Raw genomic sequence first — 21,451 nt, forward strand, 5'->3', positions numbered from 1 at the left:
TGGTTAGTGCCACTGCCAAACTCAATCTCTGCTTCATCAGGCTAATGATTAAGAGGCTTGCAGCACCTTCTTAGATGTCAAATGGGTTCTATATGAGTGATGCAGATTTGGTCACATCTAAAAGATTAAAAACTGTCGATGGTTGGACAGCACTTATAAGTCAGACTAAACATATCCGGCATCGCGTTGAATCTCATGGTTACTGTGTTGAGTTACCCCCGCACATTGTTTCTGCCAATAGCTCACTTGCCAGTAAAACGGTTGGCGAGTCTTGGCTAGCAGTCGGTGATGCTGCCTCTAGTTACGATCCACTTTCCTCTCAAGGCATTGTTACAGCAATTTTCACTGGCATTAAGGCTGCAACATCTATCCAAGCTCACCTATCTGGCGAACATAAAGCTTTAGAAAATTATTCTGACTACATTAGACAACTATATAATGACTACCTAACAAAGCATAAAGCCTATTATTCGAGTGAGCAGCGATGGACCACCTCTCCATTTTGGCAAAGACGGTTGGGAACATATTTCTCTGATATATTCCATGATGGATAAAAGGTAGGGGTTAAAGTAGCGATGACACTGTTGGCGAAAGTGTTACAAAGGTATATACAAAAATATTACAATTAAAAGCTGCAATGACAGATGGTAGGTTTTGGATTACATACTACTCAAATTTACAAAAATGTAGTAAATTCGCCAACAGTATCAGAGACGCGATATATCGCGTCTCTCTACAAGAGTACGGAAAGAAGACTTTCTGGCATTGGCTGTGAAATTTATTTCATCTTTTCGCGATCGCTGTATGTCAAAATCGAAAATGTATATTTCTTGTTTTTTACCGCGATCGCGACCTGTATTTACTTATCTTCACATAGTCTGCTTGTTTTAAGTCGCTCTACTTATGTTTTAAACTAGAAAGTAGTTGCTTGAAAGTGTTTGTTACTACCAATGAAAGTTTTAGGGTTAATCTTGCCAGTCCTGTTGCTACTATGCAGTCCTGCGATGGCAGTTGAGCTTAAAGGACAAAATATTGATGGTCAAAAGCTGCCTGCTAGAGCTTATTACTATGCAACTGGTGGGGTCTACAAAGTTCATGTGCGCTTTCACAACAAACGAGCCACAATTTACTTTGACGACGGCAACCAAACAACTATACAGTTGAACCAGCAAGCGATCGCTGACTCAAAGAATATTGAAGGTTTTGGAAAACTAGGACAATATCCTCTAAATAGAACATTCAGTGTTGGGTTGGTGTATGACAATAATTGGCTCGGTAGCAATGATAGTCAATTCCAACTGTCTAATCCGCTAGATGGGTTGTGGAAAATTAGTTTGGAGTGAATACTCATCCGACTTTAAAAAGGTTTCTCACTTCTGACAGGGCAACTCAACAATATGTCCTCTGCTAAATTCGGAGTAACTACTTGATTAATAAAGTAACATATATTAAGACTCCTATTTAATTTTTGAATAACTAAGCTGCTTAAAAGCTTGCCAGACAAAGATATCCTTTTCAAAATCTGAGTAGGATTCAAGTAGGATTACTATATATATGTGTATATAATAATTACATAAATGAAAGTTGGCATTCAAAATACAGTAGAAATTCTAGAGCAAGTTCACCAATTAGAGTCCACACTAGGTCTTAAAAATGAAGCCTGCCGTTCTAAATTTTTGATTCATCCTGACTTCACGTCAAAAGTTTTTTTGTTTTTGCATGGTTTTACAGCAGGCCCTTACCAGTTCGAGCCGCTTGGTAAAGCCTTCTTTAACACGGGATATAACGTTCTGATTCCTTTACAACCAGGTCATGGACGCTCAGGTGACTGGAAGTCTCAAAATCCTCCACCCCTGCCAACAGATATTGAGATTTATCAAAAATTTGTAATCAAATGGTTGCAGATTGCAAAAACGCTAGGGCAACAAGTTGTAATTGGTGGATTATCAACAGGTGGAACTTTAGCTGCTTGGTTGGCTTTAGAGCATCCACAAGAGATTGACCGCACCTTATTGTTCACGCCTTATTTAGGTAGCCGCTACTTAATATTCGATCAACTGATCAAACTTCTGCCAATTTACTTTGAATGGTTCAACAAAGATGCACCCGGCAATTTTGGTTATAAAGGTTTTTGTCTCAAGGCCTTACGGATATTTCTGGAATTGGGATATGAGGTTTTAGACAAGTCTCAAGGCTGTGTTCCTGCCCCAATTTTAATGGTATGTAGTGAGGCAGATAGTGCTGTTAGTCGCTCGAAACAGCAGGATTTTTTCCGAAGAGTACTTAGGGCGTGTCATCAGTTAATGTAAAGAAAGATAAAGTAAAAATTGACCCAATTAGAAGGATTCTCGCGCCATGACAAGCCGCCGTTATGCCTTACGGGATGACCAGTGGGAAAGGATCAAAGACCTGTTGCCCGGACGAGACGGTTATGTTGGTGAGACAGCCAAAGACAATCGGTTGTTTGTGGAAGCGGTGTTGTACCGCTATCGAGCTGGCATCCCGTGGCGCGACTTGCCCGAACGGTTTGGGGACTTCCGAGTCGTACACACCCGATTCAGTCGGTGGACTAAAAGTGGGGTGTGGCAACGGGTGTTTGAGGCGTTAGCCGAAGAAGCGGACAACGAGTACGCGATGATTGATTCCACCATTGTCCGCGCCCACCAACACAGTGTGGGTGTAAAGGGGGGGATGCAGACACCGAAGCAATTGGACGTAGCAAAGGCGGGTTGAGTACCAAGATCCATGCAGTGGTGGATGCGTTGGGGAATCCAGTCAGCTTTCACCTCACGCCAGGACAAGCCTGTGACCTGGACGGTTCGGATGTGTTGCTGCCCGACCTCAGAGCGGACACTGTGCTAGCAGACAAAGGATATGATGCCGATGCACGGGTAATCGATGTCCTGGAAGCGCAAGCCAAGACCGCCGTCATTCCCTCCAAGCGTAACCGCACCACTAAGCGCGACTATGACAAAGACTTGTATAAAGCCCGTCACTTAATTGAAAATTTTTTTGCCAGACTCAAGCAGTACCGTGCGATCGCCACCCGCACTCGATTTGCTCAAAGTCAACTTTCTCAGTGCAATTTACCTCGCTGCTACTGTGATTTGGCTCAACTGATGACACGCCCTAGGCAGCAACCAAAATCCTGGTATTACTGTTTCGATGATTCGCTTCACATTGAACACCGAATGATGACAAAATTGGAAGACAATGATTATGAGGAACTGGTAATTACCCTTAGTAAAGCATTTGTTGAGAGTGATTTAACTTGGGTAGAGTTTGAGCAAATGGCAAAGCGGATAGCGCAGGGGCAAGCTCATGACCAAATCATGCGAGAACTCAACTTTGATGAACAAGTTTTTCCACAGCTATCTGCAATGATGACTCAAGGTTTTGGCTGTGAACATCTTAAATGTATTAATCCAGATTCCTAATGAGCATCGTAATTTTGCAAAAAATCGTTTTTTGTGTAAAACATGATACTTATCTTCAAATTATAAAAAAGGAAAAATTTCTTGGGGAGTGTCGCAAAGAATGCTTGCAAGTTGATGTCTGCCCTAATTACTGTAAGGTTGGCGTAAGACTAAATTAGTATCATTAGAAACATTGTATTTGACTTTGGCAACTACGCTCCACCCCACGCATAGGTGATGAGCCTACCGAAATTTTACCTTGAAGTCTCCAGCAACTGCGTAAGCGTAGCCCGTCGTAGACATCGCCATACCTATCGGTAAAAGTCAGCGCAAGTTTTTTCAGTTACTAACATCCTATCTGCTTGATTACTTTTTAAACTATTGAAATTTTATATAAGGATATCTAAGTTTTCCCGACTTAGATATCCACTAGCAACATAACCTACATTTAATAGATTGTTAATTCTATTATAATTACTAATTTTATTTTGAAATGGTTCTTGGGACAGTTATAAATTCGTCCTTAAGTTAGATGTCATAATTAGATACATATCTTTATCTAATGTAGTTTCAAATTTAATTAAAGTTTTTGTGTACAAGAGAAAGTTACTTGTATAATCATACCTTCCTAAATAGTTACTAAATAAAGTTGTCTAATTTTTACCTGAAGCTTTTATATTGAGCCTAACTTATCAAGTTGAATTAGCGATCGCAAGCATAAAACATCAGCTATATGCAGGTGCGTTACATTGGTTAACGCACCTCACTTTCTAAGACAAGTTAGCAGTGCTAGACTTTTCTAAACTTGCTACTAATTTCACTCCAAACTCTTCCTCAAACACTCCTTTTTTATAATCTAAACTCCAAAGTTCTAAAGCACAATCATCATCTAATTGAGATGGAAAAATTAGCAGGTTGACCTGCCTAAGCTGTGGATAATACTCACATTGCACTTGAGCGATCGCACCAATTTGTCGTCTATCTAATGCCACTGCCAATCTCAGAATCGCACTTAATTGACTAACAATTTGTCGCTGTTGTTTAGTCAGCAAACTCTGGTAGTTCTCATGTTTTTTCTTGGGTGGTGATTTGCGATGATAACGCGCTAAATTGGCAATAATTTCAATCTCGGTTTCTGTATAACCGAGTAATTCTCCATTGCGAATTAAATAGTAAGAGTGCTTGTGGTGAGACGAATGGCTGATATAATGACCGCAATTGTGTAATATAGCCGCTGCCCACAGCATTTGTCGCTCGTCAGTTCCCCAGTGATGTAGAGTACCTTGAGTTTGGTCAAATAAACTCTCGGCAAATTTTGCCACGCGATCGCTGTATTCTAAATTGATGTGGTATTTATCCGCCAGTTTGAGAACATTTCGTTCCCGAATTGAACTTTGGTAGCGTAGCTTATCTTCAATTAAACCGTGGGTTAACATCCAGTCTACGATTACGCCTTCCCTCAGAGAACGCTCACAAACTGTAATCGATTCACTACCCAAGAGAGTCATTGCTTCTTGTAATATGACTGCGCCAGCGAGGATAACTTCAGGGCGCTTCTCTGGCATACCGGGAATCTCAGCCCTTTCGGAATTACTCAGTTTCCGCAAGCGATTTACCAACTCTTGCAAGTCTTTAAAACTAAATTGGTAGCCATTGAGAGTGGAAGGAATAACACCCGACTTTTCCCGTGCATGAATCATCGCCAGAGTTTCAATTGTGCCCGCCGTACCCACCAAACGCGGAGATTCTCCAAACTCTAGGTTTGTTAAGATTTCTTCTACAGAACGTTCCAACATCCCGCGTGCAAAAGCTTGCAGATACTGAAACTCAGTGTTGCTAATAGGGTCAGTAGTGATTAACTCGCTAGTAAGTCGCACTGCACCAACTTTCGTACTCGTGAGAATGCGGGCTTGGTGACTATCGCCTAAAATCAATTCTGTAGAACCACCGCCAATATCAATAATGGTATGAGGCTGGTTGTTAAATTCCATGCCCGACAGCACGCCAAGATAGATTCGCCGCGCTTCTTCTTGACCAGAAATCAAGTTAACGCTTAAACCCAACTCCGTTTCTATTGTGTGCAAAAAAGCTTTACCATTGGGGGCTTCTCGCACAGCACTAGTTGCCACAGCGATGATTGTTTCAGCGTTGATAGTTTTGGCAACTTCTTGGAAGCGTCCTAAAGCCGCGATCGCCTTTTTAATGATCTCTGGTTTGAGTTCTCCAGTGGTAAGATTGCGATCGCCAAGCCTCACAGTTTCCTTATCTCTAGCAATAATGCTGAAAGCTGGTAGTGTGGGGTCAATCTTGACTACTACCATGTGTAGAGAATTTGTTCCCAGGTCAATGGCAGCAATAATCCGATGTTGCTTAGATGGTTGAGTTGGAACACTCTCCCAGCTAGAAACTAAATTCAGCATCTAGTTTTCTCTCTTTGTTAAGAAATGATGGCAAACGGTGATATGTCGGGGTAGCTAGCACTGATATTTATGACAACACACTTGCTCAGACTGAGTGCTGTTAGTGGTAGCAGGGAGTTGAGCCACTGCTGAATATTGAGTAAATTAAAAAATACTCAGCATTCGCAACTCAGCTTGGTCGAGGGTAACTGAGCTATGTATATTCACCCTACTATTTATAACCGCAGTGACTATTTAAAGATATTTAAAGTTGCCACTAAGGTTATGTTTTTACAAATAACAAATAACGTTATTCTATAGATGTAAAGAAGTGTGAATTTATCTATCTAAAGTTATTTGTTGATTTTTATGTTAACAACGCCAGAACGCCCCCAGTCACCAATTTGGCTTGTAATTATCCGGCTTTTACGCTGGCATAAACCAGAAGGGCGGTTAATTTTAATGATTCCTGCCCTTTGGGCTGTGTTTTTGGCAGCTTCAGGAAAACCGCCTATACCTCTGGTTGGTGTGATTATATTGGGTACTCTGGCCACGAGTGCGACTGGGTGTGTTGTCAATGATTTGTGGGATCGGAATATCGATCCAGAAGTAGAGAGAACACGCGATCGCCCCCTCGCTTCTCGCGCCTTATCTGTGAAAGTTGGGATTGTAGTCGCGATCGTATCGTTAGCTTGTGCAGCTGTTCTTGCTTTTTATCTTAACCCCCTGAGTTTCTGGTTATGCGTGGCAGCAGTACCTGTAATTCTGCTTTATCCAGGTGCAAAGCGGGTGTTTGCTGTACCGCAACTGGTACTTTCCATCGCTTGGGGTTTTGGGGTATTGATTAGCTGGAGTGCAGTAACACAAACCATTTCCCAAGCAACTTGGTTACTTTGGGGCGCGACTGTATTGTGGACATTGGGATTTGATACAGTTTACGCCATGAGCGACAAAGAAGACGATCGCCGCATTGGTGTTAATTCTAGCGCCCTATTTTTTGGTAATTACGCCCCTATAGCCATTGGAATTTTCTTTGCTGGCACAATCTTGTTATTGTCTTGGTTAGGCGTAGTTATACATCTGCACTTAGCCTTTTGGATTAGCCTTGCAGTTGCTACTATCGGATGGGCTTGGCAGTCTCTGCGATTAAGAGAGCGATATTTACCTAATTCTGCTTATGGTAAGATGTTCCAGCAAAATGTGTGGATTGGTTTTATTTTACTTGCTGGGATGATTGCTGGATCTTTATAAGAAGTAAATTTAGAATTTACCCCCCTTAATCCCCCCGATGCATTGGGGAGAAATAAATATCCGGTACTCCTCCTTGGCAAGGGGGAGTTAGAGGGGGTCAGAAAGACTTTTGTGTACACCTTAGCCTCGCTTGTTCTTAGGTGGTTAGGGGTGGGATTCTTACTGAATTATGCGTTGAAAATTTCCCATGCTATTTGATGCGTTTAAAAATCGTAAATCTCCTAAAATCGAATTCATTAAGACTAACCCAACCTGGCGCGTAGTGTGGGGAAAAATTAATCCAAATTATGAAGATATAGCTTGGCAAGATGAAAAAATTTCTGTAATTTTACCACGCACAACTTCGGAATTTTCGACGGAGAAATTAGCAATCAGTTCTAGAGGACGGTTTGTTGTTGTTGGTGATGTTTGGTTAACTAACCGAGTGCAGTTGCTGCAAAAGTTGGGAATTGAACCGGATAGCTTTCAAGGAAGTTCTTTGCAACTAGTGGCCAATCTTTGGGAACGATGGGGTAATGAAAGTCTTAGCCAACTTGTGGGAATGTTTGCACTAGTGGTTTGGGATAGAGAGAAACAGGTGTTGAGATTGATTCGCGATCGCATCGGTGTTCGTACTCTCTATTACACTACCACTGGTTCAGTTCGTTGGATTGCGCCTCAACTGAGAACTTTAGCACCCCATCGTTCATCCAATTTAGATTTGGTGGCGTTGCGAGATTATCTTTGTTGTGCTTTTGTTCCCGGCGAACGAACCCTTTGGGAACAGGTGCGGGAACTGCGACCTGGAACCGTTTTAGAATTTCCCGACCAGAAAGTTACAGCTTATTGGCAGCTTCAAGAACAGATTATCGCAATCGATCAACCCTTAGCATGGCATGGCGATCGCTTGCGAGAACTTCTAGACCAAGTTGTTCAAGAATATTTACCACCAGCAAATGAACCCGTTGGCGTTTTTCTTTCTGGTGGTTTGGACTCTAGCAGTATCACTGCTTTAGTAGCAAAATTCCATAAAGCACCAGTCCACACCTTCTCGATTCATTTTGGTTCGGAATGTCCCAATGAGTTAGAATTTTCCAGTCTCGTTGCATCCCATTGTCAGACGCAGCACCACATTTTAGAAATTACTTTTAAGGATATGTGGTCACGCTTGCCGGAAACAATGGCTTATTTAGATGACCCCATTGGCGACCCACTGACTGTTCCCAACCTGTTGCTGGGACGACTGGCGAGAGAAAGCGTAGAAGTAGTTTTAAATGGTGAAGGTGGCGACCCCTGTTTTGGTGGGCCAAAAAATCAGCCGATGCTAATAAATAGTTTATATGGCTCTGTCACCAATCAGGATGCATTGCAAGCTTATTTAATTTCCTTTCAAAAGTGTGCTGTTGACTTACCGCAACTTTTAAAATCAGAAGTTTGGACAGCAGTACAAACAGCGCCTTGGATTTTTGCAGAAGATTTATATTCCCAAGCTAGCTATCTGAATCGTTTGATGGCAATGAATATCAAATTTAAAGGCGCTGACCAAATTCTGACAAAAGTCAGTAACTTGACTCAAGCTGCTCTTTTGCAAGGTCGTTCTCCTTTATTTGACCAACGAATAGTAGACTTAAGCATGGAGATACCTCCAGAGTATAAGCTTTCTGGAGTGGAAGAAAAAGCAGTTTTAAAGCAAGCGATTACCTACGGTACGTCTTCTCTACGAGACGCTGCGCGTAGCTTGCTTCCCTGTAAGGGTACGACGAACGCAAATATTTTACCAGACACAATTATTCATCGTCCCAAAAGTGGCATGATGGTACCGGTGCAGTTAGGATTTCGGAAATATTGGCAGCAAGAAGCCAGAGATTTATTGCTCAATCAAAATGCATGTATTGCTCCCTACTTAAACCAGTTGCCAATTCGTAATTGGTTAAACTATCAAGGAGATACTTGGAGTCGTTATGGAGTCAAGCTGTGGTTGCTTGCTAGTTTAGAAATTTGGTTACAAGTCAATCAAAAAGTGCAGTAGTGAAAGCAACAAAAGGATACGCTATTGAGATTACTTATGCTAATTTGGAATTTGGAGTAAGCAACATGATTCTTGTTGTATGAATATTTCCTGACTTATGTCAGCATTTTTTGTTTTAAAAACCACTGAGAAAACGCATTTTCAAGTGATTGCCGATTTTTTGTTAATTTATTTTTGATTATTTACTGAGCTAATCTCCGTTTGCGGTGTACTCTCAATATACGGTAACTACCACACTCAACCTTTGAGATCAATTACACCCAGAGGTGAATACCATGAAAAATTATACTCAACAACAGGAATTTATTTTAAGTCAAATCACAAATAAATATTTTCAGCGTCGGGATTTCAGTGGATGTGACTTGAGAGGAATCGACCTGAAAGGAATTGATTTAAGTGGCATTAATTTAATTGGAGCAGATTTGCGTGATGCAAATTTGTCTGGCTGTGTTCTGACTCGTGCTAATTTAAGTGGCGCAAATTTGATGCAAGCTAGCTTACGTGAAGCTAATTTGTATGAAGCATCTTTATGTGAAGCCAATTTGACTAATGCTGATTTAACAAGAGCAAATTTGTGCGGAACTTTCTTATGGCGAGTGAAATTCATAGGTAGTAACCTTTGGGGTACTTCTTTATGTGACGTGGATTTGAGAGAAGCAGACTTAAGTGAAGCCAAATTAATTGAAGCATCGCTGATTGAAGCTAACTTAAGTTTTGCAAATCTCACACGAGCAAAGCTATGTGGAGCAAAATTACTAGAAGCGAATTTGACTGAGGCTAACTTAACTAGTGCAGACTTCACATGGGCAAATTTAACTAAAGCAAACTTGAATAAGGCAAACCTTTGGAAGACAAATTTGATTTATGCGAAGTTGCGAGATACTATCATGCCTGATGGTACAATTGAGCAACCTCAGATAGTTATTTATTAGCTAGAAATAGCTCTGCCAAAGTGAGATAATCTTGTGATTTCGTTTTCATGCTCTGCATGGAAACGAGATGCAGCATATTCAGAATTACAAAGTCAGAATAAGTAAACTTGAAACCCAATACTTCCCGGTTAAGGAGAAAAGGAAAGGGAAAGAAAAAACCTTTAACCCTTACCCTTTTCTCAAAAGCCAATTCTGAATTAAGAATGCTTAACCGAGAAGTCTTGAAGCCTTAGTTAATACAACTTAAGCATTAATTATAAATATTCCTTATAGGATAAGTAATCCTTAAGCTGTAGTTAATACAACTTCTTCTGTGATTATGAATGCTCAACCTGTAGTTAACACAGCTTCTTCTGTGATTATGAATATTCAACCTGTAATTAACACAGCTTCTTTTGTAGTTACGAATGCTCAAACTGTAATTAAAATTAGATATAGCTGTTCCCATTCAGATACGGTACAGCATTATACCGAGGGGTGTAGGGGCACGGCAGTGCCATTGGTGTCAACTTAAGCAAAAAGAAACCATAAGATGTAACCTCAGAACATCTTGATTGATGTTCTTAGTGATACATCGTGAGTCCAAAACGTCCAGCACGCAAAGCAAACCCCGATCTGCGGCAGCAAAAGCATATACCAGCGGCGCCGATTTAGAAAATAGAGAAAGAAATATTTTCATTGCGATCTCCTGTGAGCTCATATCCGGCTAATAGTTCTAATTCCCGAATCTACGCAGAAAGCCCAAAAACCCTGCCTCCTTCAAGAAACTTGTATATATTGTAGCTTTGCCACCATTTCTGCACGCGCCGAAACCTTCAATTTCCGAAACATCCTCTTCAAAGCTTGTTTAACGGAATTTTGCGTAATCCAAAGTTTTTCTCCAATTTCCGCATTCGTTAACCCCTGTGCCACTAAATCGGCAATTTCTAACTCACGCGCTGTTAAAGGACTAACTAAAAGGGAATTCGATATTTTGGGTTTTGTCCGTAGGGTTGCCATTTTTGCTGACAAATGAATACATAAAGCGCTCAAGTCAGCTAAATCGTTGCCATTAAAGGCAGGATTTCCCTTGTCACGTGCCAAGTTAAGGGTTCCTACAAGACGACCATCGCAAACAATCGGCCCAGTCATCACGTGTTCGTGGTCAGAACGCGAACAAAAATGCTTCCAGTCTCCTGGCGATAATAATAACTGTTCATGGGCGGGAGCATGACGCTCAACCACGTAGCGCCCCACTGGATTGCTTTCTAAGCATACTGCCGGAATGCCTGGAACATTAATCTCAGTGGTTGGCTGCTCATCTAGGAGATAAATACCCCAATTTTGCACGCCAAAATGCTCGCTAATTCGATCCGTGAGAGCGAGTCTTAACTCTTGCTCATTCTGGACATTAGCGATCGCATGAAATACAGCGTGTAGAGAATTAGTCATAAGTGTACCCAGTTGGGGACTATCCAAGCCTCAACAATTACTTCTATGCTAATACCAAGGAAACTAAAACGCTAATTACAGTAGCGACTAGGAGAAGCACATGACAGTTACACAACTCTCTGCTCAGGAACTTTTCCGGGCTGCTTATGAAAACCGCTATACTTGGGACAAGAATTTTCCCGGTTATACCGCAAATATTACCTTTAAGCATGATGATCAAGTGTTTACAGGCAAAGTTATCATCAGTGCCAATCTCAAAGCCGAAGTTTTGGATGTAGATGATCAGTCAGCCCAGAAAGCAATTCATGGTCAAGCCTGGGAAATAGCAATTCACCGCGTCCGCCGCAGCTTTGAAGACACCCACAGCGCCAATACGTTTAGCTATGGTAAAACTGACGAAACTGGTGCGGTTGAGCTTTTAATGGGTGGTAAGGCTGAAGGCGATAAATACAAAGTCCGTAATAATGAAGTCTGCCATGTTCACCGTCTAATCCACGGTACTTACGTGATAATTGACACCTTTAGCAGTCACGATACTGGGGAAGGCTACTTGTCCCACAGCTATGACTCTGTGTACCATGACCCCAAAACTGGGGAACAAAAAGGCGGTAGAAGCGAATTTATTGATGAGTATGAAAAAGTTGGTGACTATTTCATCCTAAATCGTCGGGAGATTCGCACCGAGACAGCAGGACAATTGTCTACTCAGGAATTTATCTTCTCTGAGATTAAATTGTTGGAACCTGTTGCTGCTTAAGTTGTATTCTGTAATCCAAAAATTAGCGATCGCTCTTGAGTTAAAGGGAGCGATCGCTTTTATTTTTTGGGCATTCCATGCGTAGCTGTAGCCCATCCTAGACATCGCTCAATCACGTTAAGATACTTAATTAGTGTTCCTAATCAAGCGGTAATCTACTTATGAGTCAACTTGAAAACATTCAAGCTGAGTATGAAAAGTTTCCTGAAGCATTTGAGAGTGTAATCATTAGCACTGTGAGCGCACAGGCAATACCCAATGCTAGTTATGCTCCCTTTGTAATGGATGATTCCAAGAATATCTACATTTACGTCAGTGGTCTTTCGACTCATACCAAAAATCTCTATGCCAATCCTCATGTTAGTGTCTTGTTTATCGAGGATGAAGCTAAAAGTAATCTAATTTTTGCCCGTCGTCGTTTGAGTTTTGATTGTACGGCAACTTTGATAGAGCGTGAAACTGACAAGTGGAATCAAATTGTTGAGCAATTTCAAGAGCTGTTTGGTGAAATTGTCGAGGTTTTGCGTGGCTTATCTGACTTTCGGATTTTCCGACTCGCTCCAAGTGAAGGTCGTTTTGTAGTTGGTTTTGGCGGAGCATATCATATTAGTGGCGATAACCTTCATCAACTCGTTCAAATCACAGGAGATGCCGAAAAAAAACAAGAGTAAATGATGAATTATGAATTGCAATAATTTAGTATCCAAGAGTCAGAAGCTATAATTTAGCAAGAATCCAGTGTAATTAATATATTGATTCATCAAATGTTCTCCTGATTCTGGAACTATTCAGACAAATGTATTTTGATTCCTGAATTAGTTTGACTGTATGCAAATTCAAATAAACTAAACTTTTTAATTTTATGCTTCAGTTTCAACCTCCTGGCTTTGGACATAAAGTCATCCATACATTCTTGGGGGCAATGGTTTACTATACCCAAACGAATGCACCTTGGGCGATTGCTGACACTGAAGATTTACCCCCATTACTATTTCTCCATAACTTTGGTGGGGGAGCGTCTGCTTATGAATGGTCTAAAGTTTACCCAGCTTTTGCCTCTAATTACCACATTTTAGCCCCCGATCTCATCGGCTGGGGAGAATCGGCCCATCCAGTCCGGGATTATAAAATTAGGGATTATCTCAGCACGATCGCAGAGTTTATCATCCAAACTTGTCGCCAGCCGGTGACAGTGGTCGCCTCATCTCTCACAGCCGCTTTTGCTATTCGTTTAGCTATTGTTCAACCCAATTTATTCAAAGCACTGTTTTTGGTTTCTCCATCTGGATTTGATGATTTTGGGCAGGGTGCTGGACGCAGACTTCCGCTTTCGGTAATTAATGCGCCTCTGTTGGACAATTTTATTTATCTGCTTGGTGCTGAAAATGAAATTGCAGTCCGAAATTTTTTACAAAGTTTTCTCTTTGCTAAGTCACAACGAGTATATCAAGAGATGGTAGAGGCTTATTTAACCTCGGCACAACAACCTAATGCCAAGTTTGCTGCTTTGGCATTTTTGCGGGGCGATCTTTACTTCGACCTGAGTTTATATATCCAACAACTAACAGTTCCCACCGTCATTTTTTGGGGAGAAAAAGCACAATTTACCAACATTAAGCTAGGGCAACGCTTGGCAAATCTAAATTCAAGGGCAATTCGAGATTTTTATGCGATCGCAGATGCCGGAATATTACCTCATTTGGAAATACCAGAAGTTTTCATTGGTCTATTGCAGCGATATCTTGGGGAAGTGGGGGAAGATGAGGAAGAATAATTCACTAATTACGAATTACGAATTACGAATTACTTTAATGCCCAATGCCCATCTCTATTTAGAAAGTAATTGTGCGTTTAATGCTTTAGTAATGCGATCGCCAGAAGCTTCTAAGTGAGCTAAGGTGTAAATATCAAGGCTTTCTCCGTCCGGGTGACGCTCGTTCCTCTCTACGAGACGCTGTGCGTAGCTTGCTTCTCCGTTCGCGTAGCGTTCCGCAGGAAAGGAGTACGCTATCGCTGGCGCTAACGCAGTGGTTTCAAGGGAAGGAACCCCGCCAATGCCCTGTTCACCAAGTTGTTTAAGTCTGGCATCAATGGCTTTTTGCAGTTGGCGCAATTTATACCAAGCCAATGTCCGACCATCTTCAGGTGTATTAGTAGTACCCAATATCATCTGTAACAAAATATTCAGATGTTCCCGTTGCAATGAACGGCGGATGCTAGAAATTGGCTTTGGTTCTCCTGGGGCGAAAACTTCTGTCCAGATGCCTGTTTGCAGGGTGTCGAACAGTTCTGGTATGGAAAGCGCTTCTCCAGGCAGAGTTTTTAATTCTATATCTTGTAACCGATTCAGGCGATCGCTGTCTAATAGCGATCGCAATATCGCACTTTGAAAATTCAAAATGCGATCGTGAATTGGATAATCAAGGCGATTATTAGGTGCAGAACTACCCCAGTCTCCCCAATGCGACGGTGCCAGTTGATTGAGCAATTGTGGTGAAAAGCTGAAAGCATCATCTGCAAATACATACTCTTGCAACTTTGTCAATGCTTGACGTTGTTTTAAAAGTGAAACTGGTACAAATGCCCAAGCAGCATCATTACTGGTATGGAGACGCCGAAACGATTGTCCACCAATGTATTTAGAAAGCAAAGTGGCGTTCCGAAAATAATATTTAAGTACTCTATTAAACTTAAGGCGCAGGTTACTATAGCTGTCTCCTTTCGATAGATAACCTTTATCAAGACGCTGCCACATAAAACGAGCATTATCCATTTGCCACTGAGAATAAAGTAGCACATCACTACTCATATCCCAGACATTTGCTAAAGGATTGATGTCCCAGATATCTTCATCAGTTGCGTAAGATAATTCTGGTTGAGGCGACGCTAGTGCAATCTGGTCTAAAAAACTTTTTTCTAATTCTGGAATAGTTACCTCAAGTGCTGTTGATGGAAATCTTTTATAACCATACTCAATTGCCCATTCGTCATAAGGCCCAATAACTCCTGGGAAATAGTCACCTTGCTGTACTCCCTGTGGTGCTATATTCACAGGTACATAGTCCATCACCGAACCCACTAAACCTTTGGTGTGAGTGATTTCAGTATTATTTAATTCTTGTGGCGCTAACATGGTGCTGCCATAAAAATTGTGGCGCAAACCCAGAGTGTGCCCGGCTTCGTGAGCGATGAGAGAACGCAAATATTGATGCACATACTCCTTCATCGTTTCACTATTAGGTGTAGTATTTGGCAACATTGACAACGCCAGCGCCCCCATAGCTGCTTGATTTGAAGACTCCATACCATAACAGGACTCAGAGGAGAAAAACAGAGCAGACGAAGATGATGCAAAGAATCTATCCAGGAATTTCCCCCCGTATTCACGTCCTTTCATCTTTTCTGGACATGAATTTGCCTCCATCAATGCATGATATTCTTGCTGAACTAAACGCACCATATTGGCATCCACAATGATATCTGCATCCAATATTTCCCCGGTGAATGGGTTGACTCGCATCGGACCTTTGGCAAAACCTGCATCTAAAGAATTGAACCAGCGAATAGTGTTGTAATGTACATCTGCTGGTTTCCAATTAGCATCATCTGGCATTTGCTGCACTTCAATAGCATTTTGAAATCCGGCTTTTTCAAATGCTTTGTTCCACATCAAAACCCCTTCACCAATCGCATCACGGTATTCTAGTGGTACAGCATTTTCAATCCAATACACAATTGGTTTTTTGGGTGGAGATAAGGGGGCGTTAGGATCGGATGGTTCTAGATGCCAGCGATTAATATAACGTACAAATGATTCGTGAGCATTATTGTTAGAGAAATCTTGGAAAGCAGTAGTAAAATATCCAACTCTATCATCTGCAAGTCTGGGAATATAACCATTGTTTTCTCTCAACTGAGAAAAACTGTAGTGTACCTTCAGAGTGAGTGCCCTGCTATCGGGTACGGTGACTAAATTCGATCCTTCGAGTGATGAAAAACCGTAAATCGAATCAATCTCTACATTTTCTGGGAAGCTGTTAACATCACCAAAATATGACTTGCGTGCATCTAAGCGGTAATCAGCCTGTAAAGAGTATTTTAATAAAGGAGTTAATCCCGGAAAATCCTGCATTAGCAGTCCATTCAGGTCGATTAGAATATTTTGATTTTTTGGATCGATAGTGGCTATTTCGAGTGAATAAAGAACTGAATCGCTAAATGAACGAGCAAGCGATCGCTGTTCTGGTATACTGTCTGTACGGAATTTTACATTACGCACAACAAAATGCAATCTATTATTTACTCGTTGGAAGTAAAAGATAAAATCAGAGAGAGGTAATCCACTATAAATCCCACTTTCCCCAACGCCTGATTCCAATGTCACTATAGCTAGGTAATCTTTATTTAGCTGCTCTGGCTTGAGTTCTAAAAAAACTTTTCCCGAATCCTCGCTGCAATAAACTGTGAAGAGTCCCTCTAGTTTATCTATCCGATTAACAATCCCATTAAATCTGCAAAAATCCTCCTTTTTAATCTCAGCAAGATTCTTGTCAGCACTTGCTACGTTTTCAACTATTGGGAGTGCATTTAATTGCTGTACATCAATATTAGAAGTATTTGAAAGTTGGTTTGCTCCTGCATAATCATTTGATAGCAACAAGCTATACAGTACTACTATACAGACTGCTAATTTCGTTATCCAGTATTTCATCCTTTGGCTTTCCACCTGAAGCAGTTCTCGTGTTGAGGAAAAATATCGAGTAGTTTTTCGTCTGTAAACCCTTCAAATATCTAGGGATTACGGTATAAATTTACTCAGTCAGATAAACAATACCTCTAGTACAGCACAGCAGAAATCCAGCTACCATCTCAATTAACTAGACAAATTGTTCAAGCAACTTGTTAAAGGTAGGCAAACTTCCGCCACAGTGTACTAGCCTAAAAGTCGTATGACTATTGATTGTTATTAGTAACTATTTAGGAATTATCCATTAAGCATCTATCTTTTAAGATTGATAATTTCTACAACCAAAGATATATGTTTTTTTTTATTTCTATTTGTATTAAAAACCAAACGTAGCATTAAAAATGTATTTAGTGCTACATTTGGCAGCCGAAGGAATCCAAAGATGATTTATAAATAAAGAATCAGACTTTTAAAAAAGCTGCTATTGAGCAGTTAAATCCTTTTTTTGGATAAATTTTGGAAATTTATGCTAATCTCAACCGTTTTCTCACATCGTCAATTATTCTCAATGGTCTTCAAAGCGTTATTCCAACACAAAATCAGCTTTTTTCCCTAATTATCGACCTTTTGCTCTAGCCAAGCACAAACCAACTTTGAGTGATTTGCTGTAATTTTGTTTAGAAGCAAAAGCGAGTACACCAATTTATACCGATTAGGTGATGCCAAAATCAAGGAATATATGAAAAATATCGTGGGTGACTAAATATTGCTGTTAATCCACATCTGGTGAAATTAAATATGCATTATCCAGAACCCTTGTAGAGACCTAGCATTGCTACGTATCTACATTCTTTTTCACTTCTATGAATGGTTTGATTTAGTTGATTTGCTAGGGGATGATTGGTATAGTCTCATCCCAGATTTTTCATAACTGAGATATGCCTTTTGTTAGAAGGATAATTATTTTTTTATAGTTAATCTTTATTTGTACTCCAAAAAACAAGCTAATTGGCATGATAAATTTGATTTCTAGGACTATTAGTCAGATCAGTTCCCTGCTTAAAGGACTTCAAATAAAAGGTTTTTTGGCTGTTGTCATAGTTGGTTTTCTAGTGCTGACGACGAATGTTAGTGATGGGCAAAATGACAAAGGCTTAAAAGAGAGAGTTCGTGAACAGGTAGAGCAGAATGATGCTCAAAGACCGAAAACAGTAGGGCAGTGGTTTAAAGATGCTCGTGAAACGGAAGGTTCTCCTGGCGAACGACTTCAGAAGATTGGACAACAGTCAGGAGAAGCCTTTAAAGAATTTGGATCTGGGTACGTAGAAGGTGCTCAAAAAACTGCTAGTGATGTAGGGGACAGTGCAGTACAAACAGGCAAAAAAATCCTTAACTAAGTTCGACGCTGAATGCGTTACAATCTTGACTTGGCAGTAAGTAATAATAACTTTTCGCCAATAAATCAGTAATATTAGGAAGGCTGGTGTCTAACCAACGAACTCTTCTAATATTTGGGTAATGCCCTCACCCTTGCTGATAATAGATTGTAGCGTTTCTCAGTTGCATTAAATATTGGTCTTTAGTAGGGGTGTACAGGTAGCTGTACGCCCCTACTGCGTGTTATAATACCGCATCCGTTTGATTACTATTAAACTATTACAATCGAGTTAACATCTATCCAGGGAAATACCTTTTAATAATCATTCAATTTGGCAATAGACTTATAATTGCTAACTCTTTCATTTGGCACTTGTCAGGTATTATTTTGGCTTTGAATGATCTTCTTTATGATTTTAAGACATCTGTCTTCAGTAGGGTAAAAATCAAAATGTACATTTGATAACATTACTTAAGAATAAATAAGTAATTGCAATTGAAGTTAATCATGACATCTACACAAACCAACGATCCAACTATTCGCGAACACGTTCAAGCTTGGCAAAATTTAAATGTAGATCAACAACTTGCTTTGTTTTGGTTTATCTATAAAGAAATGGGGAGTTCAATTACTCCAGCCGCTCCTGGAGCCAGTACTGTTTCTCCAGAAATAGCTGAAGGTTTATTTAATCAAGTTAAGGAATTATCTCACGAACAACAGTTACAAGTTCAGCGTGATTTAATTAATAAAGCGGACACCCAAATTTCTCGTGAGTATGGCTCTTTGGGTGATACTACAAAACTCCTGTTTTGGTATCGATTATCTCAAGGGATGCAAAATGGCACTATCATTCCTGTACCTGCTGATTATGAACTTCCTTCCGAAGCTAAACCATTGTTTGGCAAAATTCAACTCTTAGAGTTTGAGCAACAGATGACTCTTTTCCGTGATTATGTCTCGCCACTGGGTGCTGAAGCATCAGCTGTTGGAATTTAGCACTTTTGAACTTTTTAGGATGTTGAGGGTATCTATTAAGTTATTTATACCCTTCTCTTAAAACTTTCTAGATTCGCCAGTCGCTTAATATAAAGCTAAATTTTGATGGCTGGCGTATTTAGGAATTTTTATTTCATTACTTTGAAATGTTTATGACTTCTATAAATATCAAATTTATAGAACAAAGTGTATCAGAATTGGTGAATTTGGATATAGAATATCGCTTGCCAGTTATAGGTTTATTGTATACTGAAACTATCTCATGCAATTCCAGCGATCGCTCGCATAATTAGCTTGGAAGATTGAGGATGTGAATAAGTTTAAGTTGATTCTAGTACGCTAGCAGAATTAACATCTAAAAACAACGTCGCCTGGGATTGTTGACGGAGAATAGAAGCCGGACAGTCTTTACCGACATAACTTTCCAACATCTCTTTTACTACATTCGCTTTACGTTTTTCTGGAGCAAGACAGATAATTTTTTTAGCTGAACAAATTGTTGGAATGGTGATAGTAAAAGCATACTGTGGCACAGTTTCTAAATTCGGAAAGTGACCTGTACTTACTTGTTGTTGACGGTTCAAAGTATCCAGCTTGACCAGTTTAACGCTATAAGGATCTTGAAAATTTGCTACAGCTGGATCGTTAAAAGCTAAATGTCCATTTTCGCCAACACCAAGACAGCATAAGTCAATCGGTTGTGCTTGCAATAATTTAGTGTAGCGATCGCACTCTATTACTGGTTGTAATGTATCACCTTCTATATAGTGAAATTTCTTAGGATTAACTCGCTTCTCTACACGTTCTTGCATATAACGCCGAAAACTAGCAGAATGGTCAGCAGTAATTCCCAAATATTCATCTAGATGGAACAGAATAATCCGTGACCAATCTACACCACCCAATGCAATCAAAGCATCAAGAAATTTGAGTTGGGAGTTACCTGTGGCTAACAATACAGCAGCTGTATCCTGCTGCTTGAGAACTTGCTGTAAATATTTTTGCACGATTTCGGCAACATCCTTGGCCATTTCGACTTCAGAGTTGTAAATCTGCACTAATAAATCATCAACGCGAAAAAAGTTTGTAGCGACTACCATTTGCTTACCAAGAAGGTTATCGATTATACGGCAGTTTTCTCTGAGGCTTTAGCTGTCTGCCCTTATATGCCCTATCCAGTATAGATTTTAGGATTTAGCAGATTAATTTCTGACTCTTGAAATTTTCTTCTCCAGTCCATAATCCCCGTATTAACGAAGGAATAATCACTAAAGACAAAAAACAATGTAAACTATTTAAATTAAGTTAACAATTATTTACATTCTACCCAAAAATTATGCTGGCTGCAATTCTCTTTGACCTAGACGGGACTATTGTCAACACTGACCCTATACACTACCGAGCTTGGCAGGAAATGCTGTTAAATTACAGCATAGAAATAGATGAAACATTTTATAAATCCCGAATTAGTGGAAGGCTAAATCCAGAAATTGTTAAAGACATTCTGCCACAATTATCAGCACTAGAAGGGCAAAGATTTGCAGACGAAAAAGAGACGCTTTTCCGCAAACTTGCCCCACATCTCAAACCGCTAAGTGGATTTTCTGAACTACTAGCATGGACAGATGCACATCAATTAAAACGTGCATTAGTAACTAATGCCCCTAGACTAAATGCAGAATTTATGCTAGAGGTTTTGGGGATCAAAGAAGCTTTCCATACAGTTGTTTTAGCGGATGATTGTATTGCAGGTAAACCCGACCCTGCGCCCTACCAAGTTGCCCTGAATAAGTTGGAGATTACAGCAGAAGAAGCGATCGCTTTAGAAGACTCTCCCTCTGGTATTCGTTCAGCAGTAGGCGCAGATATCCGCACCATTGGCATCGCCTCCACCCACGATCCGCAAATTTTGCAGTCATTCGGTGCATTTATGGCAATTCCAGACTTTACTGATTTGCAATTGTGGACATTCCTAAACTCACTTATTGAGCCAGATTTAAGTGCGATCGCTTCTAATTTTTGAGGGCAGGGGGTAGGAGGCAGAGGGGCAGAGGAGCAGAGGAGCAGGGGGCTAAGTTCCAAGTTACGTCCGCAAGTATCTAAGCCTCATTAATGAGGATCAAAGACTCATTAAAGGAGTTCAAAGCCTCATTAATGAGGATCAAAGACTCATTAAAGGAGTTCAAAGCCTCATTA

The 21,451-nt window shown here is 40.4% G+C and carries 17 protein-coding genes and 1 pseudogene; 14 read left to right on the forward strand and 4 right to left on the reverse strand.

Annotation, left to right across the window (positions count from 1 at the left end):
* Positions 1-74: 74 nt before the first annotated feature.
* The 5 genes and pseudogenes from V7L12_RS21830 (at position 75) to V7L12_RS21850 (ending at position 3,437) form a co-directional block, all read left to right on the forward strand.
* Entirely contained in the window at positions 75-554 is a 480-nt protein-coding gene (locus tag V7L12_RS21830; RefSeq protein ID WP_335087438.1) for a tryptophan 7-halogenase, read from the forward strand.
* 450 nt (positions 555-1,004) lie between these two features.
* Entirely contained in the window at positions 1,005-1,343 is a 339-nt protein-coding gene (locus V7L12_RS21835; RefSeq protein WP_234017060.1) for a hypothetical protein, read from the forward strand.
* A 234-nt stretch (positions 1,344-1,577) separates the two neighbouring features.
* The gene (locus V7L12_RS21840) at positions 1,578-2,309 is read left to right on the forward strand and encodes an alpha/beta hydrolase (protein ID WP_335087440.1); all 732 of its coding nucleotides are present in this window, start codon (positions 1,578-1,580) and stop codon (positions 2,307-2,309) included.
* Positions 2,310-2,355: 46 nt separating this feature from the next.
* Positions 2,356-3,120: pseudogene (locus V7L12_RS21845) on the forward strand (IS5 family transposase).
* Positions 3,121-3,191: 71 nt separating this feature from the next.
* Entirely contained in the window at positions 3,192-3,437 is a 246-nt protein-coding gene (locus V7L12_RS21850) for a hypothetical protein (protein WP_335087442.1), read from the forward strand.
* A gap of 749 nt (positions 3,438-4,186) precedes the next feature.
* Here the strand turns inward: V7L12_RS21850 and V7L12_RS21855 are convergent.
* A complete protein-coding gene (locus V7L12_RS21855; RefSeq protein WP_335087444.1) occupies positions 4,187-5,836 on the reverse strand; it encodes a Ppx/GppA phosphatase family protein in 1,650 nt (549 codons plus the stop codon).
* 348 nt (positions 5,837-6,184) lie between these two features.
* Between V7L12_RS21855 and V7L12_RS21860 the strand changes: the two genes are divergently transcribed.
* From V7L12_RS21860 to V7L12_RS21870, 3 genes are all read left to right on the forward strand, one after another.
* Positions 6,185-7,066 (forward strand): 4-hydroxybenzoate solanesyltransferase, encoded by an 882-nt coding sequence (locus tag V7L12_RS21860; RefSeq protein WP_335087446.1) that lies wholly within the window; start codon positions 6,185-6,187, stop codon positions 7,064-7,066.
* A 187-nt stretch (positions 7,067-7,253) separates the two neighbouring features.
* Entirely contained in the window at positions 7,254-9,074 is a 1,821-nt protein-coding gene (locus V7L12_RS21865) for an asparagine synthetase B family protein (RefSeq protein WP_335087448.1), read from the forward strand.
* 275 nt (positions 9,075-9,349) lie between these two features.
* A complete protein-coding gene (locus V7L12_RS21870; RefSeq protein ID WP_335087450.1) occupies positions 9,350-10,006 on the forward strand; it encodes a pentapeptide repeat-containing protein in 657 nt (218 codons plus the stop codon).
* 759 nt (positions 10,007-10,765) lie between these two features.
* On the opposite strand, the gene V7L12_RS21875 is transcribed toward V7L12_RS21870, so the two are convergent.
* Positions 10,766-11,437, reverse strand: a complete 672-nt coding sequence (locus V7L12_RS21875; protein WP_335087452.1) for a LuxR C-terminal-related transcriptional regulator — start codon at positions 11,435-11,437, stop codon at positions 10,766-10,768.
* Between the two features lie 100 nt (positions 11,438-11,537).
* On the opposite strand from V7L12_RS21875, the gene V7L12_RS21880 reads away from it, so the two are divergent.
* The 3 genes from V7L12_RS21880 (at position 11,538) to V7L12_RS21890 (ending at position 13,968) form a co-directional block, all read left to right on the forward strand.
* A complete protein-coding gene (locus tag V7L12_RS21880) occupies positions 11,538-12,194 on the forward strand; it encodes a DUF3386 domain-containing protein (RefSeq protein WP_335087454.1) in 657 nt (218 codons plus the stop codon).
* A gap of 161 nt (positions 12,195-12,355) precedes the next feature.
* On the forward strand, positions 12,356-12,865 hold the full coding sequence (locus tag V7L12_RS21885; RefSeq protein ID WP_335087456.1) for a HugZ family pyridoxamine 5'-phosphate oxidase: 510 nt from the start codon (positions 12,356-12,358) through the stop codon (positions 12,863-12,865).
* A gap of 191 nt (positions 12,866-13,056) precedes the next feature.
* Positions 13,057-13,968, forward strand: coding sequence for an alpha/beta fold hydrolase (locus V7L12_RS21890; RefSeq protein WP_335087458.1), 912 nt, complete (start codon positions 13,057-13,059; stop codon positions 13,966-13,968).
* Between the two features lie 54 nt (positions 13,969-14,022).
* On the opposite strand, the gene V7L12_RS21895 is transcribed toward V7L12_RS21890, so the two are convergent.
* A complete protein-coding gene (locus tag V7L12_RS21895; RefSeq protein WP_335087460.1) occupies positions 14,023-16,905 on the reverse strand; it encodes a zinc-dependent metalloprotease in 2,883 nt (960 codons plus the stop codon).
* A 989-nt stretch (positions 16,906-17,894) separates the two neighbouring features.
* Between V7L12_RS21895 and V7L12_RS21900 the strand changes: the two genes are divergently transcribed.
* The gene (locus V7L12_RS21900) at positions 17,895-18,278 is read left to right on the forward strand and encodes a hypothetical protein (protein ID WP_335087462.1); all 384 of its coding nucleotides are present in this window, start codon (positions 17,895-17,897) and stop codon (positions 18,276-18,278) included.
* Positions 18,279-18,766: 488 nt separating this feature from the next.
* Positions 18,767-19,255 (forward strand): orange carotenoid protein N-terminal domain-containing protein, encoded by a 489-nt coding sequence (locus tag V7L12_RS21905; protein ID WP_335087463.1) that lies wholly within the window; start codon positions 18,767-18,769, stop codon positions 19,253-19,255.
* 320 nt (positions 19,256-19,575) lie between these two features.
* On the opposite strand, the gene V7L12_RS21910 is transcribed toward V7L12_RS21905, so the two are convergent.
* Positions 19,576-20,355, reverse strand: coding sequence for a glucosamine-6-phosphate deaminase (locus V7L12_RS21910; protein WP_335087465.1), 780 nt, complete (start codon positions 20,353-20,355; stop codon positions 19,576-19,578).
* A gap of 236 nt (positions 20,356-20,591) precedes the next feature.
* Between V7L12_RS21910 and V7L12_RS21915 the strand changes: the two genes are divergently transcribed.
* Complete coding sequence (locus tag V7L12_RS21915) at positions 20,592-21,278, forward strand: HAD family hydrolase (protein WP_335087467.1); 687 nt, start codon at positions 20,592-20,594, stop codon at positions 21,276-21,278.
* The last annotated feature ends 173 nt before the right edge of the window (positions 21,279-21,451 follow it).

Source organism: Nostoc sp., from assembly GCF_036918245.1.
In the GTDB taxonomy this organism is placed as follows: domain Bacteria; phylum Cyanobacteriota; class Cyanobacteriia; order Cyanobacteriales; family Nostocaceae; genus Nostoc.

Excerpts from the sequence above, each read along its gene's own strand:
- V7L12_RS21880 (WP_335087454.1), top strand. The coding sequence starts at position 11,538 with ATGACAGTTACACAACTCTCTGCTCAGGAACTTTTCCGGGCTGCTTAT.
- V7L12_RS21855 (WP_335087444.1), bottom strand. The coding sequence starts at position 5,836 with ATGCTGAATTTAGTTTCTAGCTGGGAGAGTGTTCCAACTCAACCATCT.
- V7L12_RS21900 (WP_335087462.1), top strand. The coding sequence starts at position 17,895 with ATGATAAATTTGATTTCTAGGACTATTAGTCAGATCAGTTCCCTGCTT.
- V7L12_RS21915 (WP_335087467.1), top strand. The coding sequence starts at position 20,592 with ATGCTGGCTGCAATTCTCTTTGACCTAGACGGGACTATTGTCAACACT.
- V7L12_RS21835 (WP_234017060.1), top strand. The coding sequence starts at position 1,005 with ATGGCAGTTGAGCTTAAAGGACAAAATATTGATGGTCAAAAGCTGCCT.
- V7L12_RS21905 (WP_335087463.1), top strand. The coding sequence starts at position 18,767 with ATGACATCTACACAAACCAACGATCCAACTATTCGCGAACACGTTCAA.
- V7L12_RS21890 (WP_335087458.1), top strand. The coding sequence starts at position 13,057 with ATGCTTCAGTTTCAACCTCCTGGCTTTGGACATAAAGTCATCCATACA.
- V7L12_RS21885 (WP_335087456.1), top strand. The coding sequence starts at position 12,356 with ATGAGTCAACTTGAAAACATTCAAGCTGAGTATGAAAAGTTTCCTGAA.
- V7L12_RS21860 (WP_335087446.1), top strand. The coding sequence starts at position 6,185 with ATGTTAACAACGCCAGAACGCCCCCAGTCACCAATTTGGCTTGTAATT.
- V7L12_RS21895 (WP_335087460.1), bottom strand. The coding sequence starts at position 16,905 with ATGAAATACTGGATAACGAAATTAGCAGTCTGTATAGTAGTACTGTAT.
- V7L12_RS21830 (WP_335087438.1), top strand. The coding sequence starts at position 75 with ATGTCAAATGGGTTCTATATGAGTGATGCAGATTTGGTCACATCTAAA.
- V7L12_RS21865 (WP_335087448.1), top strand. The coding sequence starts at position 7,254 with ATGCTATTTGATGCGTTTAAAAATCGTAAATCTCCTAAAATCGAATTC.
- V7L12_RS21840 (WP_335087440.1), top strand. The coding sequence starts at position 1,578 with ATGAAAGTTGGCATTCAAAATACAGTAGAAATTCTAGAGCAAGTTCAC.
- V7L12_RS21875 (WP_335087452.1), bottom strand. The coding sequence starts at position 11,437 with ATGACTAATTCTCTACACGCTGTATTTCATGCGATCGCTAATGTCCAG.
- V7L12_RS21910 (WP_335087465.1), bottom strand. The coding sequence starts at position 20,355 with ATGGTAGTCGCTACAAACTTTTTTCGCGTTGATGATTTATTAGTGCAG.
- V7L12_RS21850 (WP_335087442.1), top strand. The coding sequence starts at position 3,192 with ATGATGACAAAATTGGAAGACAATGATTATGAGGAACTGGTAATTACC.
- V7L12_RS21870 (WP_335087450.1), top strand. The coding sequence starts at position 9,350 with ATGAAAAATTATACTCAACAACAGGAATTTATTTTAAGTCAAATCACA.